This window comes from Pseudomonas fluorescens, assembly GCF_000802965.1.
Taxonomy (GTDB): domain Bacteria; phylum Pseudomonadota; class Gammaproteobacteria; order Pseudomonadales; family Pseudomonadaceae; genus Aquipseudomonas; species Aquipseudomonas fluorescens_A.
Map to the genome: position 1 here is coordinate 12,436 of NZ_JSAK01000005.1, position 12,972 is coordinate 25,407.

Below are 12,972 nucleotides of genomic sequence, written 5' to 3' on the forward strand. Positions count from 1 at the left end.
CAAATTGTCGGACACTCAGACGTGTGACCCATGGTCTAAAATCAGCGCAGGTTGGCGCAGGGTCACTGTAATCAACGGATGAGGTGCGATCGCTCCGTATCGTGCAGTTCACAGGGCACGGGACAGCAGCAAAACATCCCTTACATGACAACTGTTCAACAGCCCACGTGCTGGATATAGTCGCCACGCTCACGCCAATTGCCATCGGCCCAGGGAAGACCTTCGAATGCCCAAGTTTGTTCGCGCCGCCGTGTTGACCAACTACCTGGAGGTTACCCAGTACCTGGGGTTCAACCCGCGTGACGTATTGGCCGGCGCAGGCCTGAGCAGAGCCCAGTTGCAAGCCCCTGAATCACGCATCACCATCGATGCCGCCGTGCGCCTGCTGGAAGACTCGGCGGCCGCCAGCGGTTGCCAGACCTTTGGCCTGAGCATGGCCGAGTCGCGCCAGCTCTCGGACTTCGGGGTGGTCAGCCTGCTGCTTAGCCACCAGCGTACCTTGCGCGATGCCTTGCAGGTGGTGCTGAACTATCGGCACCTGATGAACAATTCGCTGGCGATCTTCGTCGAAGAGGCCGGCAAAATGGTGATCATCCGCGAAGAGGTGGTCACCGAATCGCCGATGCCCAGCAAGCAGGCCACGGAGCTGGCCATCGGTGTGATGTTCCGCCTGTGTGCCGCACTGCTCGGCAGCCACTGGCATCCCTACAGCGTCAATTTCATGCACCAGCCACCAGACAACCTGCAACTGCATCGGCGCCTGTTCGGTTGCAACCTGGAGTTCGGCAGCGAGTTCAACGGTATCGTCTGCCCCAATACCAGCCTCGACCTGCCCAACCCCCATGCCGACCCCGCCATGGCCCGTTACGCCCAAAGCTACCTCGATTCGCTGCAGAACGACGAAGGCGCCTCGTTGCTGTTCGAAGTGCGCAAGGCCATCTACATGCTGTTGCCCATGGGACGCGCCACCATCGAGCAGATCGCCCAGACCCAAGGCATGAACGTGCGCACCTTGCAACGCCGCCTCAAGGAAGACGGCTGCGCTTTCAACGACGTGATCAACGACGTGCGCCGCGACTTGGTGCTGCGTTACCTGGAAAACCCGAACTACCCGCTCAGCCGCATTGCCGACATGCTCGGCTATTCCATGGCGAGTTCGTTTACGCGCTGGTTCATCAGCCAGTTCGGCATGCCACCGGCGACGTGGCGCGCACAAAAGCAGGGCTCGGCAAAAGCCCCGACGGACGCTACCCCTCCAAAGACCTCCTGATATCGCGGCCAAAAAAAACGGCGACTGCTGGTACAGTCGCCGTGTAAAGACCGGTGTTTGTGACACCGGTCGAGAGCTTCACTGTGACGAGGAGCCAGCCCAGTGAAGCCCTGCCATAAACCTTGCGTTCTCAGAGCCCCCAGTGCAGCAGCAACAGCACCAGCACGACCAGGAACACCGTCTCCCCGACCATCAGCAGGATTGGCTTGATACCGACCGAGGCCAGCTCCTTGAGCCGAGTCTTCATGCCCAGGGCACTGATGGAAATCACCAGGCACCAGCGCGACAATTCGTTGACCGAACCCTGCACCGCCGGGGCTATCCAACCGGTGCTGTTGATGCACGCAAGAATCAGAAAACCAACGGCGAACCACGGCAGCAACGGTGGACGTTTGCCCGTCGGATCGGCGCCCTGCATGCGAGTAATCATGGCGGCGGTGACGATCACCGGCAGCAGCATCGCAACCCGCATCAACTTGACCACCGTGGCCGTGTCGCCGGTCTCGGTCGACATGCTGTAACCGGCGCCGACCACCTGGGCCACGTCGTGGATGGTGGCGCCGAGGAACACGCCCGCCACCTGCGGCGACAACTGCAGCCAGTTCGCGATCATCGGATAGACGATCATGGCCATGGTCGATAGCGCGGAAACGCCGATCACCGTGAACAAGGTCGCACGTTCTTTTTGCGGATGGTTCGGCAGCGCCGCCGCCAGTGCCAGTGCCGCCGAAGCACCGCAAATCGCCGTCGCGCCACCGGTGAGCATGCCGAACAGACGCTGGAAGCCCAGGGCCTTGGCCGCGATCACAGAAACGCTGATGGTCACCACCACCAGAATCACCACCAGCGCAATCGGCTTCCAGCCCAGCGCCGCCATTTGTTCGAGGGTGATGCGCATGCCCAGCAGCGCCACGCCGATACGCAACACGGTGCGCGCAGTGAACTCGACCCCGGCCTTGCACGGGCCGTCATCGGCGAGAAAATTCAGCGCCATGCCCAGCAACAGGGCGAACAACATGACGGGCGCACCGTAGTGCTCGGACAAAAACGACGCGGCGGCCGCGACGATCAGGCTGACGATAAAGCCCGGGGCCAACTCGCGTGTGCGGCTATGGATACGGGTAAGGGCGATGGCGCTCATGGCGCGGCCTCCTCGGGAACAATCACGATAAACGCCTGGCCGTCGATGATCTCGACCGGGTAGTTGTTGACTTTGACCTGGGTGGAATTGAGCAAGTAGCCGCTGTGCAAATCGAAGCGCAAACCATGGGCGAGGCATTGAATCACCCGGCCATCAAGGCGCCCGCCACACAGCGAGGAGCCCTGGTGCGGGCAGCTGTCGTCGATGGCGAACAGCTGTCCATCGACGTTGAACAACGCCAGGCTTTTGTCTTCGAATTCGAACAGCGCACGGCCACCGGCCTGCGGGTATTTCCCGGCAGGTACGGGGATGCGCCGAGTCATGCCGGTTGCCGCTCGAGTTCACTGTCCTTGATTGCCTGGTTCATGGCCGCGAGCAGCGCCTGGGCTGGTTGCGCACCGATGACCGTCATTCGGCGGTCGAACTGAAAGCTCGGCACGCCACTGGTTGCGTCGGGCGATCCTTCAAATGGCGTACCGTCGCCCTTCAGGCAATCGAGCACCACGTTGGTATCGACGCCGCAGGAGCGGGCGATATCGAGCAAGGTCTCACGGCAGCCGAGGTTCTCGCGTCTCAGGAAGTAAGCGGCGAACAGTCGTTCAAGCAACATTTCACGCTGAGCGGTATTACCCAGTTCACTGACACGCTCGAACATACGATGGGCGTCGGCGGTGTTGGGCATCGTCTCGATGCGGCTGAGGTCGATGGCCAGCCCTACCGCTCCGGCAGCCTGCTGCACCTGGGCTTGACGCATGGTCACGGCGTCGGCATTACCCAGGCGCTTGCGGTAGAAATCGGCGAAGGGCTCACCCTGTACCGGCAACTGCGGCAACAACTGCGCGCCATGCCACACCGTGGTGATCTTCACGTCCGGGTGGCGACTGAGGAACTGTACCTGCGCATGCTCCAATTGGCGTTTGCCGATCAGGCACCATGGGCAGATAAAATCGAAAAACACATCAATCTGTAAACGACGACTCACAACTTCACCTCTATCCCGGCTGCACTGACAGGTTCAGGCACGCTCTGACCTTCAAGCCGGGCGATATCTTTTTGGTAATGACACTTGGCATAAAAGAACACCGCTGCCGCCGCGAGGCTGACCAGTGGCACCAATTGGAACGCGGCATGCAGGCCGATAAGGTCGGACACGCGACCCGTCAGGAACGGCCCGGGCGCCAGGCCCAGCAGGTTATTGGCCAGGGTCAGCGTGGCGAACGCCGTACCGTGGACCGAGTAATGGGTCAGGTTGGCAACCATCGCGCCGGCCGGGCCGGTGGTACCGGTGGCAATCGACATGCCCAGGCAGATCAGCAGCAGTTGCACCGGCCCCGCCTGCAAGGCAAACGCCGCCGACAGCAGCAGGCAGCTACCCAGGCAAAAAGCGATGGCCAGGCTGACCTTGCGCTCCGGCGAGTTACGGCACAGGCGATCGCTGAGAATGCCGCACAGGATCATCCCGGCGCCGCTGCACAACACGATGATCGCCGCCATACCGCCAGCCTTGTCCGTAGGCATTTCGTAGTAGCGATTGAGGTAGCTGGGAATCCACACCATCACCGTGCCGCCGACGAACAGCTGCAGGCCACTGCCGACGTAGGTAGCCACCACCGAACGGCTGGACCACAGCGTACGCAATGGACGCTTGACCGCTACCACCTTGTTCGCCAGTTGCGCTGCACGCTTGGGCGCAATGCGCGCTTCCTTGACGATGATCGGGTAAAGCACCGCCAGCACCAGGCCGAACAGCGCCATGCCGGCAAACGACCAGCGCCAGCCGAGCTTGGCCGCGATCGCACCGCCCAACGCCATGCCCAGCACCGAGCCGAACATGCCGCCGGCCATGAAGGCACTGGCCAGGGTGGCGCGCATGTGTTTCGGAAACACCGAAATCACCACCGCGATGCCGACGCTGCCGTAGGCCGCCTCGCCAACGCCGACCATGAACCGGGCAATGAACATTTGCTGGTAGTCCTGCGCCACGGCGCAACCCAGCGTGGCCAGGCTCCACAGCAGTGCCATCAGCGCGAGGCTTTTGACCCGGCCAAAACGGTCAGCCATCAACGACAGCGGGAATGTCAGCAGGCCGACCATCAGGGCAACGATGCCGCTGAGCAACCCGAGCTGGCCGTCGCTCAAGGCCCATTCGCCCTTGAGCAGCGGGAACACCGCGTTCAGGACCTGACGCGACATGTAATCGGAAATCAACAGGCCGAACGTCAGTGCAAAGACGATCCAGGCATATTGGCGCGCAACGCCGGCTCCGTTGGAGTCGTCATCGTCGGCGGCGATTGGGTGAAAGGCCATGCAGCCTCCTCAAAAGCTTTTATTTATTGTTGTTATCAAGCGTGTTGCAGTGCAGCGGACGAGAGGTCACGGCCCCTCGTCCGGACCACCGGTCAGCCGCGTTGCGGCACACCTTTTTGCCCAGCCTTGCGGTTGGGGGCCATACCGTTGGCGAGCAGGGTTTCTTCGATGCTCTGGTACTCCACGCCGATGCGGTAGATCTCGCGGGCTTCTTTGCCGGTAGCGATTTCGCGACCCAGTTCGTGGGCGATGCGCACGGTTTGCTTGATCTGCGCGACCGAGCCGAAACGCTCGCCCTTGTGATCAATAATAGTGTCTTCGTTGCCCACACGCGGGTGCAGCCCCATGGACATCGCCATGGTGTTGAACGGCAGTACGTTCTTGAGCAGCGACTCGGAGGTCAGGGTGCAACCGTTCGGAACGCGATGGATGAAGTTGAAGAAGTTGAACGGGTTCGGGCCGTCGAAGCCGCCGCCGATGCCGATCCAGGTCAGGTTCAGCGGGCCTTTGTAGACGCCACGGCGTACCAGGCGCTCAAGGGTTTCCAGAGCGTGCATGCCGGTCAGCTGGAAGTGCGGCTGAATGCCGTTGTCCATCAGGCGCTTGAGGTGCTCGGCAACCCAGGCCGGGCCGGCCGGTACGGTCATTTCGCTGTAGGCCGCGTGGATCATCGGGTTGTCCAGAGAAGTGCCCTTCAGGTACTCCGGATACAGCAACTCCATGATGTTCATCTGGGTGGTGTTGATCGCGACGGTGACCTGATCCGGTTTCGGCGTCAGCTCGGCCAGCATGTGGCGAGTGTCGTCGGACAGCCACTTGGCGGCTTCACCATCGCTTTCCGGAGCGAAGGAGATCGAACCACCGACCTGGATGATCATGTCTGGCACGGCTTCACGTACACCGGCGATCAGCTCGTTGAATTTCGACAGGCGCTTGGAGCCCTTGCCGTCCAGTTCACGCACGTGCAAGTGCAGCACGGTGGCACCGGCTTCGTAGCATTCGACCGCTTTCTGGACCTGTTCATCCATGGTCAGCGGGATGTCTTCCGGGAAGTCTTCCGGCATCCATTCCGGGCCGTACGGGGCCACGGTGATGACCACCTTTTCCATGTTTTCCGGGTGCAGGGAATCGTCGAAGAATTGCATGATTTACTCCAGTTCTTATGATTGTCCCGCCCACCCGGGGTCGTGCCGGGCAGACGTATTCACGAGTGCGTATGCAGAGGGGGTGGATCAGTACGTCTTTTCGCCGATGATCCCGGCGCGCTCCATCTTGCGATGGCATGGCGGGTAATCCATGACGGCGTAGTGCTGGGTACTGCGGTTGTCCCAGATGGCGATGCTGTTGGGCTTCCAGCGCCAGCGCACTTGATACTCAGGGATGTACGCCTGGCTGATCAGGTAGCGCAGCAACTCACCCGCGCCCGGGTTGGCGTCCTGGCCAAAACGCACCCGCTCAGGGGTGTGGTAGTTGCTCAAGTGCGTGGTGAAGGCGTTGACGAACAGCACCTTCTCGCCAGTTTCCGGGTGCGTGCGCACCACCGGGTGCTCGGCGTCCGGGTACATCGCCTTGAGCGCCAGGCGCTTCTCGATCGGCATGGCCGCACCGAAGCTTGCTTCGATGCTGTGACGGGCGCGCAGGTCGGCAATCTTCAGCTTCACGTCTTCAGGCAAACGCGCATAAGCCTCGACCATGTTCGCCCACATGGTGTCGCCGCCCACTGGCGGGCATTCCACGCAGCGCAGCACGCAACCCATCGGCGGTGCTTCGCGCCAGGTCGCATCGGTGTGCCAGGCGTTTTCGTACCGGTCCATCGGCTGGTCCGGATTCTTGTAGATCCGCACCAGTCCCGGATGCTCCGGATCGCTGCCGGCCACCGGATGATCTTCCAGCTCGCCGAAGCGACGGGCGAAGGCCACGTGATCGGCGCGGGAGATTTCCTGGTCACGCAGGAATACCACTCGATGCTTGAGCAGCTGGGCACGAATCTCGGCAAACAGACCATCGTCGTGCACGGCGTCGGCGAGGTTGACGCCGATCAGTTCGGCGCCAATGGTGGCAGTCAATTGTTCGACTTTCATGGCTGGCAGCTCCTTAAATGACGAAAATCGACGAGCCGGTGGTCTTGCGTGACTCAAGGTCGCGATGGGCCTGCACCGCGTCCTGCAACGCGTAGTGCTGGTTGATCTCGATCTTGATTCGGCCGCTGCCGACGTGGTCAAACAACTCACCGGCCAGCTCGGCTTTTTCGGCCGGGTCGCTGATGTAGTTGGCCAGGGCCGGACGGGTCAGGTACAGCGAACCTTTCATCGCCAGCATCACTGGGTCGAACGCCGGGATCGGCCCGGACGCGGTACCCACGCAGACCATCAGGCCACGAGGCTTCAACGAATCCAGCGAACCCATGAAGGTGTTCTTGCCAACGCTGTCGAACACGACGTTGACGCCCACGCCATCGGTCAATTCGCGAACGCGAGCGGCGACGTCTTCATGGCTGTAATTGATCGTGTGGTCGCAACCGTGAGCCCGGGCTATTTCAGCCTTTTGTTCGGTCGACACGGTGCCAATCACGTTCAGCCCGAGCAACTTGGCCCACTGCGAAACGATCAGGCCGACACCGCCGGCAGCCGCGTGCAGCAGAATGCTGTCGCCGGCCTTGAAGTCGTAGATGCGGCGCATCAGGTACGAGGACGTCAGCCCGCGCATGGTCATCGCGGCGGCGGTCTCGAAGCTGATGGTTTCCGGCAGCTTGATCAGCGGCGCGGCCGGGATCAGGCGCTCGGTGCTGTAGGCGCCGAGGGTGTTGAGGAAACCGGTGTAAGTGACGCGGTCGCCCACCTGGACGTTGGTCACGCCCTCGCCGATGGCCTGGACCACGCCGGAGGCTTCAACCCCCATGCCGTTGGGCATCGGGATCGGATAGGTACCATTGCGAAAGTAGGTGTCGGCATAGTTCAGGCCAACGGCTACATGACGAAGACGGACCTGGCCAGGACCGGGTTCGCCGACTTCGACGTCCTCATAGCGAAGAACATCGGGACCACCGGTTTCGTAAAAGCGTACGGCTTTGGCCATTATTTTTATTCTCCAATCTGCAAGTTGGCTGTGGCATCGAATTGCGTTGATTGGACTGTAGGTCGCGGCCTGATGCGACGCTTCTCATCAGGCGACAATGGCTTTTCATTTCATGACAGGTGTGGCAGCCCCCTCCTCGTCTATTCGATCTGAATCGGCCCTTTGGTTCCGGCATCACTGTCGGTCCAGTAGTCCTCGTTCTCCAACCGTCGGTCGCCCTGGATCGTGAAGGTGAGCTTGCCCTGACGAAATTGCAGCGTGCCATCGGTGCGCTTGGCCTTGACCCGCTCGCCGTTGACCCAGACGTTCTCTTTGGAATCGATGCGAATGGTGGCGACGGTCGCACCGGCATCACTCTTGGCGACCCATTGCCCGGCAAAAGGGGTCTGTGTCGTGGCGCTGTCGGCGGCGGCCGGTGCTTGCGGGTTGCTGAAACCGGCCTTGGCGTTCTCGGCCTTGCTCTTGTGGATATCGCAGCCTTCCAGCTCGCTGACCTGTGTGCAACCGGACGCCTCAAGCTGTTTGCGGTACTTGTCATTGATGGCGTAGGCCGGGGATTGGGCCAGGATCAAAATGGCCAATGCCGGCATGATAAATCTGCTCATGGGTTCCTCACTGCATCCGGAAAACTTGTTCAAAGCGCCGACAAACGGCGTCGCCGATTCACAATAGCCTGTCCCGCCGCCACCTGCGCTATCATCGCCCGCCTCTGCGCTTCCAAGAGCCTTGACCCGGATGTCCGTAACGCTGCCACCGCCCGCCGATCTTCATTCCCTGCCACCGGTGCTCGCCGGCCCGCTGTTGCGGCGTCTGGAACCCACTCGGCTGGTGTTGTGGCTGGTGGGGTCACGTGCGCTGGAGCTGACTCTGCGTTTGCAGGGCGTTGCCGATATCCGCCTCGACGACGGGCAATGCACAGTGATTGCGGTGGGCACTCAGGCTTTCGTGCATTTGATCGATGTGCAACTGGACAGTGCCCTGCCCTATGACGAGCGGATCGAGTACGACCTGCTGATGGATGATGGCACCGGCATCGCCGATTGGGCGCCGCATCTGCTTTATGGTGATGCTCGGCGTCCGAATTTCGTCCTGCGCTCAAGGATCGATCAGTTGCTGCACGGTTCCTGCCGCAAACCCCATCACCCGGCGACCGACGGTTTGCTCTGCGTCGATGCCCTGTTGGCGCAAGAACACGAAGCCAAGGATCGCCCCGCGCTGTTGATGATGAGCGGCGATCAGGTATACGCCGACGATGTCGCCGGGCCAATGCTGCGAGCGATTCATGCCTTGATCGAGCGGCTGGGCCTGTTCGGCGAGCATCTGGAAGGAGCCGTCGTCAGCGACAGCGCCGAGCTGTACGGCCACGCTGCCTGCTACTACCACCGCGCCGATTTGCTGCCGGCACTGAAGAGCAACGAAACCCTGCGCGATCGCTTCTTCGGCGGTGTGCGCAAGCCGATTTTCACCAGCAGCAGTGCCGACAATCATCTGGTGACTTTCGCTGAAGTCATGGCCATGTATTTGTTGGTCTGGTCGCCGACGCCTTGGTCGCTGATCGCGCCAAAGCCGCCGAAACTGATCAAGGAACGGCGTGAGCGTTATGCGCTGGAACAGACGCGCATCGACGGTTTCAAGGCTGGCCTGGGCAACGTCGCGCGAGCGCTGGCGCATTTGCCGACGCTGATGATTTTCGACGACCACGACATTACCGATGACTGGAATCTTTCCGCGCAATGGGAGGAAACGGCCTACGGCCATCCGTTCTCCAAACGCATAATCGGCAACGCGTTGCTCGCCTACCTGTTGTGCCAGGGTTGGGGCAACAATCCGGATGCGTTCAGCGGCGTACTGGAGAAGGCCCGCTCGTTGATTGCCACCGGGCAGGATAGCTACCTCGACAGCCCGGTGCAGGACGCGTTAATCGACGAACTGCTGCGCTTTCAAAATTGGCATTACGTGCTGCCTACCAGCCCGGCGATGGTGGTGCTCGACACCCGCACGCGGCGCTGGCGCAGCGAGATGACGCTCAAGCAACCCTCGGGTTTGCTGGACTGGGAGGCGCTCAGTGAACTGCAACAGGAACTGCTGGATCACCCGTCGGCAATCATCGTTTCGCCGGCGCCGGTGTTCGGCGTCAAACTGATCGAAACCGTACAACGGGTGTTCAGTTGGTGCGGTTATCCACTGTTGGTGGACGCGGAAAACTGGATGGCCCATCGCGGGGCGGCGCAGGTGATCCTGAACATTTTCCGACACTCTCGTACACCGGGTAACTACGTGGTGCTCTCAGGCGATGTGCATTATTCCTTCGTCTACGAAGTGCTGATCCGACACCGCAAGGCCGGGCCGCGAATCTGGCAAATCACCAGCAGCGGCATCAAGAATGAGTTTCCGCCCGCCCTGCTGGAATGGTTCGACCGCCTCAACCGCTGGCTGTACTCGCCGCGCTCGCCACTCAACTGGCTGACCAAACGTCGGCGCATGCGCATCGTCCCCCACGTTCCGGAGCATGCTGAAGCGGGCGAACGACTGTGGAATTCGGCGGGCATTGGCCAGGTGTTCTTCAATGAACAGGGGCAGCCACGAGATATTTTCCAGCACAATTCCAATGGCTCGCCGAAGACACGGATGGTGGCGCCTGAGGGAGATGATTAAAAAACCTGTGTGAGCGAGCCTGCTCGCGAATGCAGTCTGCCAGTCACTGTTGTGATACCTGCCCCACCGCATCGCGAGCAAGCTTGCTCCTACAAAAAATCGGTGTCGCTCATGGACCTCACCCGAACCCTGATCATCGGCAACTCCGGTTCCGGCAAGAGCTGGCTGGCGCAACGCCTGGCCGAGCAAATGCGGGTGCCGTGGACCGATCTCGACCTGATTCACTGGCTATCCGACGAATACAGCATCGCCCGACCCCGCGCCGAAGCGTTGGCGCTGACACAGATCGCGGCCAGTGAGGAGCGTTGGATAATCGAAGGTGTTTACGGCTGGATCGTCAGCGAGCTGTTGCATCGAGCGACAGCGCTGGTCTGGCTGACCGTGGACGATGAAACCTGCATCGCCAATATTCGCCAGCGCGAGGCGAAACGGGATGAGGAGGATGCGCTGTTGATTGCGTTGCTGGAGTGGGCCGGTAGCTATCGGCTGCGTGAGGACTGCTGTGGATTTGCTGCGCATCAGCGGTTGTTCGAAGGGTTTGGTGGTTCGAAGATTCAGTTGATGGATGGGGCTGAAGTTACGGCTTTCGTCAGTGCAGATGCATAGAAGAAGTTTGAATCAGATCGAGATTACAGCGTTCTCGGAAACGTCCTGAGGAAGCTTCGGAGATACTTGAGATAAACGTGGATAAGTCGTCCGCGTCATAACCACTCGTAGGTATCGCCTTGCTACCATGTACTCATTTCTGTACGTTCTCTGCATTGAGCGAGGACAACACGATGGACACCATTAACTACACAAACGCACGCGCACATCTGGCGGAAACCATGGATCGCGTCAATGAAGACCGAGCACCATTACTGGTCACTCGCCAGAAAGGCGAACCGGTGGTAATGATGTCGCTGGCGGAATACAACTCTCTTGAAGAGACCGCTTACTTACTCCGCTCCCCAGCCAATGCTGAACGGTTGATCAAATCAATCGGCAATTTACGGGCAGGGAAAACCACGACCAGACAGCTCATTGAAGAATGAACATCGAGTTCACACCCGAGGGTTGGGACGATTATCTTTGGTTCCAGCAGAACGACAAGGCAGGACTCAAGCGTATTAACCTTTTAATCAAAGCAATCCAGCGTGAACCGTTTAACGGTTTGGGAAAACCTGAACCGCTCAAGCACAACCTGAGCGGTTTCTGGTCACGCCGGATTACTGCTGAACATCGCTTGATTTACACAGTCGAGAACGGCGAAGTACGTGTCCTGATGTGTCGATATCACTACTGAGACACCGCCCGGCTCACCCCTCTCACAATCATTTCCACCTCCCGCTCATCAATCGTCAACGGTGGCAGCAGGCGAATGGTCTGGCCCCGGGTTACGTTGATCAACAAGGCATGATCCCGTGCGGCGATCAGGCTCAGGTCGCGGATCGGTTGCTTGAGTTCGATGCCGATCATCAGGCCCTGGCCGCGAATCGCTTTTACGTTCGGGTTATCCGCCAATTCCATGCGCAATCTGTCGAGCAGGTGTTTGCCCTGTAGCCGTGCGTTGTCCAGCAGCGCTTGTTCTTCGATGATCTCCAACACGGTGCAACCGACCCGGCAGGCCAACGGGTTACCGCCGAACGTGCTGCCGTGGCTGCCGGGGGTAAAAAGTTCGGCAGCTTTGCCACGGGCCAGGCAAGCGCCGATCGGGATGCCGTTGCCCAGGCCTTTGGCCAGGGTCATGACGTCGGGGACGATGCCTTCGTGCTGGAAGGCAAACCACTGGCCGGTCCGGCCGATGCCGGTCTGGATTTCATCGAGCATCATCAGCCACGAGCGCCGGTTGCACAGTTCACGCACGGCTTTGAGATAACCGGGCGGCGCCAGTTGCACGCCACTTTCGCCCTGGATCGGCTCCATCAGAATCGCCACGATGCGCGCGCCGTGGGTCTGCTGCACCTGGTCCAGCGCCCTGAGATCGCCGAACGGGACTTTGACGAAATCTCCCGGCAATTTGTTGAAACCCAATCTGACCGCCGGTCCGTCGCTGGCGGACAGGGTGCCAAGAGTCCGACCGTGGAAAGCGTTCTCCATGACCACCACCAGCGGCTGTTCGATGCCTTTGTGCCAGCCATAAAGCCGAGCGATTTTCAGCGCCGTTTCGTTGGCCTCGGCCCCGGAATTGTTGAAAAACGCCCGGTCCATGCCTGCCAGCGCGGTGAGTTTGTGTGCCAGTCGTTGCTGCCAGTCGATGCTGTAGAGGTTTGAGGTATGAAGCAGCAAGCCGGCTTGCTCGCTGATGGCCGCGACGATTTTCGGATGGGAATGGCCAACGTTGGTCACCGCCACACCGGCCACCGCGTCGAGGTATTCACGACCGGCCTGATCCCAGAGGCGCGTCCCCAGGCCTTTGTTGAAACTCAGATCCAAGGGTTGGTAAGTGCTCATCAGGCAGGCGGCGGTCATGACATCAGGCTCCAGCAATTGTCGGTGTTTTTGCAGTATGGTTAGCCACCTGAGCTGGATAAACGCGGTAAAA

The 12,972-nt window shown here is 60.4% G+C and carries 14 protein-coding genes; 5 read left to right on the forward strand and 9 right to left on the reverse strand.

All coding sequences use genetic code 11. From position 1 onward, the window contains the following. Positions 1-226 precede the first annotated feature (226 nt). Positions 227-1,270 carry an AraC family transcriptional regulator gene (locus NL64_RS04710; protein ID WP_034147000.1) on the forward strand — a complete coding sequence of 348 codons (1,044 nt, stop codon included), beginning with the start codon at positions 227-229 and terminating at the stop codon, positions 1,268-1,270. 130 nt (positions 1,271-1,400) lie between these two features. On the opposite strand, the gene NL64_RS04715 is transcribed toward NL64_RS04710, so the two are convergent. The 8 genes from NL64_RS04715 to NL64_RS04750 all read right to left on the reverse strand — a co-directional run bounded on the left by NL64_RS04715 (position 1,401) and on the right by NL64_RS04750 (position 8,398). Then, positions 1,401-2,411 (reverse strand): YeiH family protein, encoded by a 1,011-nt coding sequence (locus NL64_RS04715; RefSeq protein WP_034147001.1) that lies wholly within the window; start codon positions 2,409-2,411, stop codon positions 1,401-1,403. Beyond that, on the reverse strand, positions 2,408-2,734 hold the full coding sequence (locus NL64_RS04720) for a Rieske (2Fe-2S) protein (protein WP_034147002.1): 327 nt from the start codon (positions 2,732-2,734) through the stop codon (positions 2,408-2,410). The genes NL64_RS04715 and NL64_RS04720 overlap by 4 nt, the downstream gene beginning before the upstream one ends. Then, on the reverse strand, positions 2,731-3,393 hold the full coding sequence (locus tag NL64_RS04725) for a DsbA family protein (RefSeq protein ID WP_034147003.1): 663 nt from the start codon (positions 3,391-3,393) through the stop codon (positions 2,731-2,733). The genes NL64_RS04720 and NL64_RS04725 overlap by 4 nt, the downstream gene beginning before the upstream one ends. Further along, positions 3,390-4,718 (reverse strand): MFS transporter, encoded by a 1,329-nt coding sequence (locus NL64_RS04730; RefSeq protein WP_034147004.1) that lies wholly within the window; start codon positions 4,716-4,718, stop codon positions 3,390-3,392. The genes NL64_RS04725 and NL64_RS04730 overlap by 4 nt, the downstream gene beginning before the upstream one ends. A 92-nt stretch (positions 4,719-4,810) precedes the next feature. After that, the gene (locus NL64_RS04735; RefSeq protein WP_034147005.1) at positions 4,811-5,863 is read right to left on the reverse strand and encodes a 3-keto-5-aminohexanoate cleavage protein; all 1,053 of its coding nucleotides are present in this window, start codon (positions 5,861-5,863) and stop codon (positions 4,811-4,813) included. Positions 5,864-5,950: 87 nt separating this feature from the next. Further along, a complete protein-coding gene (locus tag NL64_RS04740) occupies positions 5,951-6,799 on the reverse strand; it encodes a TauD/TfdA dioxygenase family protein (protein WP_034147006.1) in 849 nt (282 codons plus the stop codon). Between the two features lie 13 nt (positions 6,800-6,812). Then, entirely contained in the window at positions 6,813-7,793 is a 981-nt protein-coding gene (locus NL64_RS04745; protein ID WP_034147007.1) for a quinone oxidoreductase family protein, read from the reverse strand. Positions 7,794-7,933: 140 nt separating this feature from the next. After that, positions 7,934-8,398, reverse strand: a complete 465-nt coding sequence (locus tag NL64_RS04750; RefSeq protein ID WP_034147008.1) for a hypothetical protein — start codon at positions 8,396-8,398, stop codon at positions 7,934-7,936. Between the two features lie 130 nt (positions 8,399-8,528). On the opposite strand from NL64_RS04750, the gene NL64_RS04755 reads away from it, so the two are divergent. The 4 genes from NL64_RS04755 to NL64_RS04770 all read left to right on the forward strand — a co-directional run bounded on the left by NL64_RS04755 (position 8,529) and on the right by NL64_RS04770 (position 11,733). Further along, complete coding sequence (locus NL64_RS04755) at positions 8,529-10,448, forward strand: alkaline phosphatase D family protein (protein WP_034147009.1); 1,920 nt, start codon at positions 8,529-8,531, stop codon at positions 10,446-10,448. Between the two features lie 111 nt (positions 10,449-10,559). Beyond that, entirely contained in the window at positions 10,560-11,054 is a 495-nt protein-coding gene (locus tag NL64_RS04760) for an adenylate kinase (RefSeq protein ID WP_034147010.1), read from the forward strand. A gap of 173 nt (positions 11,055-11,227) precedes the next feature. Further along, on the forward strand, positions 11,228-11,482 hold the full coding sequence (yefM, locus tag NL64_RS04765) for a YoeB-YefM toxin-antitoxin system antitoxin YefM (protein WP_080757859.1): 255 nt from the start codon (positions 11,228-11,230) through the stop codon (positions 11,480-11,482). Further along, positions 11,479-11,733 carry a Txe/YoeB family addiction module toxin gene (locus NL64_RS04770; protein WP_034147011.1) on the forward strand — a complete coding sequence of 85 codons (255 nt, stop codon included), beginning with the start codon at positions 11,479-11,481 and terminating at the stop codon, positions 11,731-11,733. Before yefM ends, NL64_RS04770 begins: the two co-directional genes overlap by 4 nt. On the opposite strand, the gene NL64_RS04775 is transcribed toward NL64_RS04770, so the two are convergent. Beyond that, on the reverse strand, positions 11,727-12,899 hold the full coding sequence (locus tag NL64_RS04775; RefSeq protein WP_034147012.1) for an aspartate aminotransferase family protein: 1,173 nt from the start codon (positions 12,897-12,899) through the stop codon (positions 11,727-11,729). The two genes, NL64_RS04770 and NL64_RS04775, sit on opposite strands and share 7 nt — an antisense overlap. Positions 12,900-12,972 lie beyond the last annotated feature (73 nt).

Coding starts and splice junctions, on each gene's coding strand:
- NL64_RS04710 (WP_034147000.1), top strand. CDS start 227: ATGCCCAAGTTTGTTCGCGCCGCCGTGTTGACCAACTACCTGGAGGTT.
- NL64_RS04715 (WP_034147001.1), bottom strand. CDS start 2,411: ATGAGCGCCATCGCCCTTACCCGTATCCATAGCCGCACACGCGAGTTG.
- NL64_RS04720 (WP_034147002.1), bottom strand. CDS start 2,734: ATGACTCGGCGCATCCCCGTACCTGCCGGGAAATACCCGCAGGCCGGT.
- NL64_RS04730 (WP_034147004.1), bottom strand. CDS start 4,718: ATGGCCTTTCACCCAATCGCCGCCGACGATGACGACTCCAACGGAGCC.
- NL64_RS04735 (WP_034147005.1), bottom strand. CDS start 5,863: ATGCAATTCTTCGACGATTCCCTGCACCCGGAAAACATGGAAAAGGTG.
- NL64_RS04740 (WP_034147006.1), bottom strand. CDS start 6,799: ATGAAAGTCGAACAATTGACTGCCACCATTGGCGCCGAACTGATCGGC.
- NL64_RS04745 (WP_034147007.1), bottom strand. CDS start 7,793: ATGGCCAAAGCCGTACGCTTTTACGAAACCGGTGGTCCCGATGTTCTT.
- NL64_RS04750 (WP_034147008.1), bottom strand. CDS start 8,398: ATGAGCAGATTTATCATGCCGGCATTGGCCATTTTGATCCTGGCCCAA.
- NL64_RS04755 (WP_034147009.1), top strand. CDS start 8,529: ATGTCCGTAACGCTGCCACCGCCCGCCGATCTTCATTCCCTGCCACCG.
- NL64_RS04760 (WP_034147010.1), top strand. CDS start 10,560: ATGGACCTCACCCGAACCCTGATCATCGGCAACTCCGGTTCCGGCAAG.
- yefM (WP_080757859.1), top strand. CDS start 11,228: ATGGACACCATTAACTACACAAACGCACGCGCACATCTGGCGGAAACC.
- NL64_RS04770 (WP_034147011.1), top strand. CDS start 11,479: ATGAACATCGAGTTCACACCCGAGGGTTGGGACGATTATCTTTGGTTC.
- NL64_RS04775 (WP_034147012.1), bottom strand. CDS start 12,899: ATGACCGCCGCCTGCCTGATGAGCACTTACCAACCCTTGGATCTGAGT.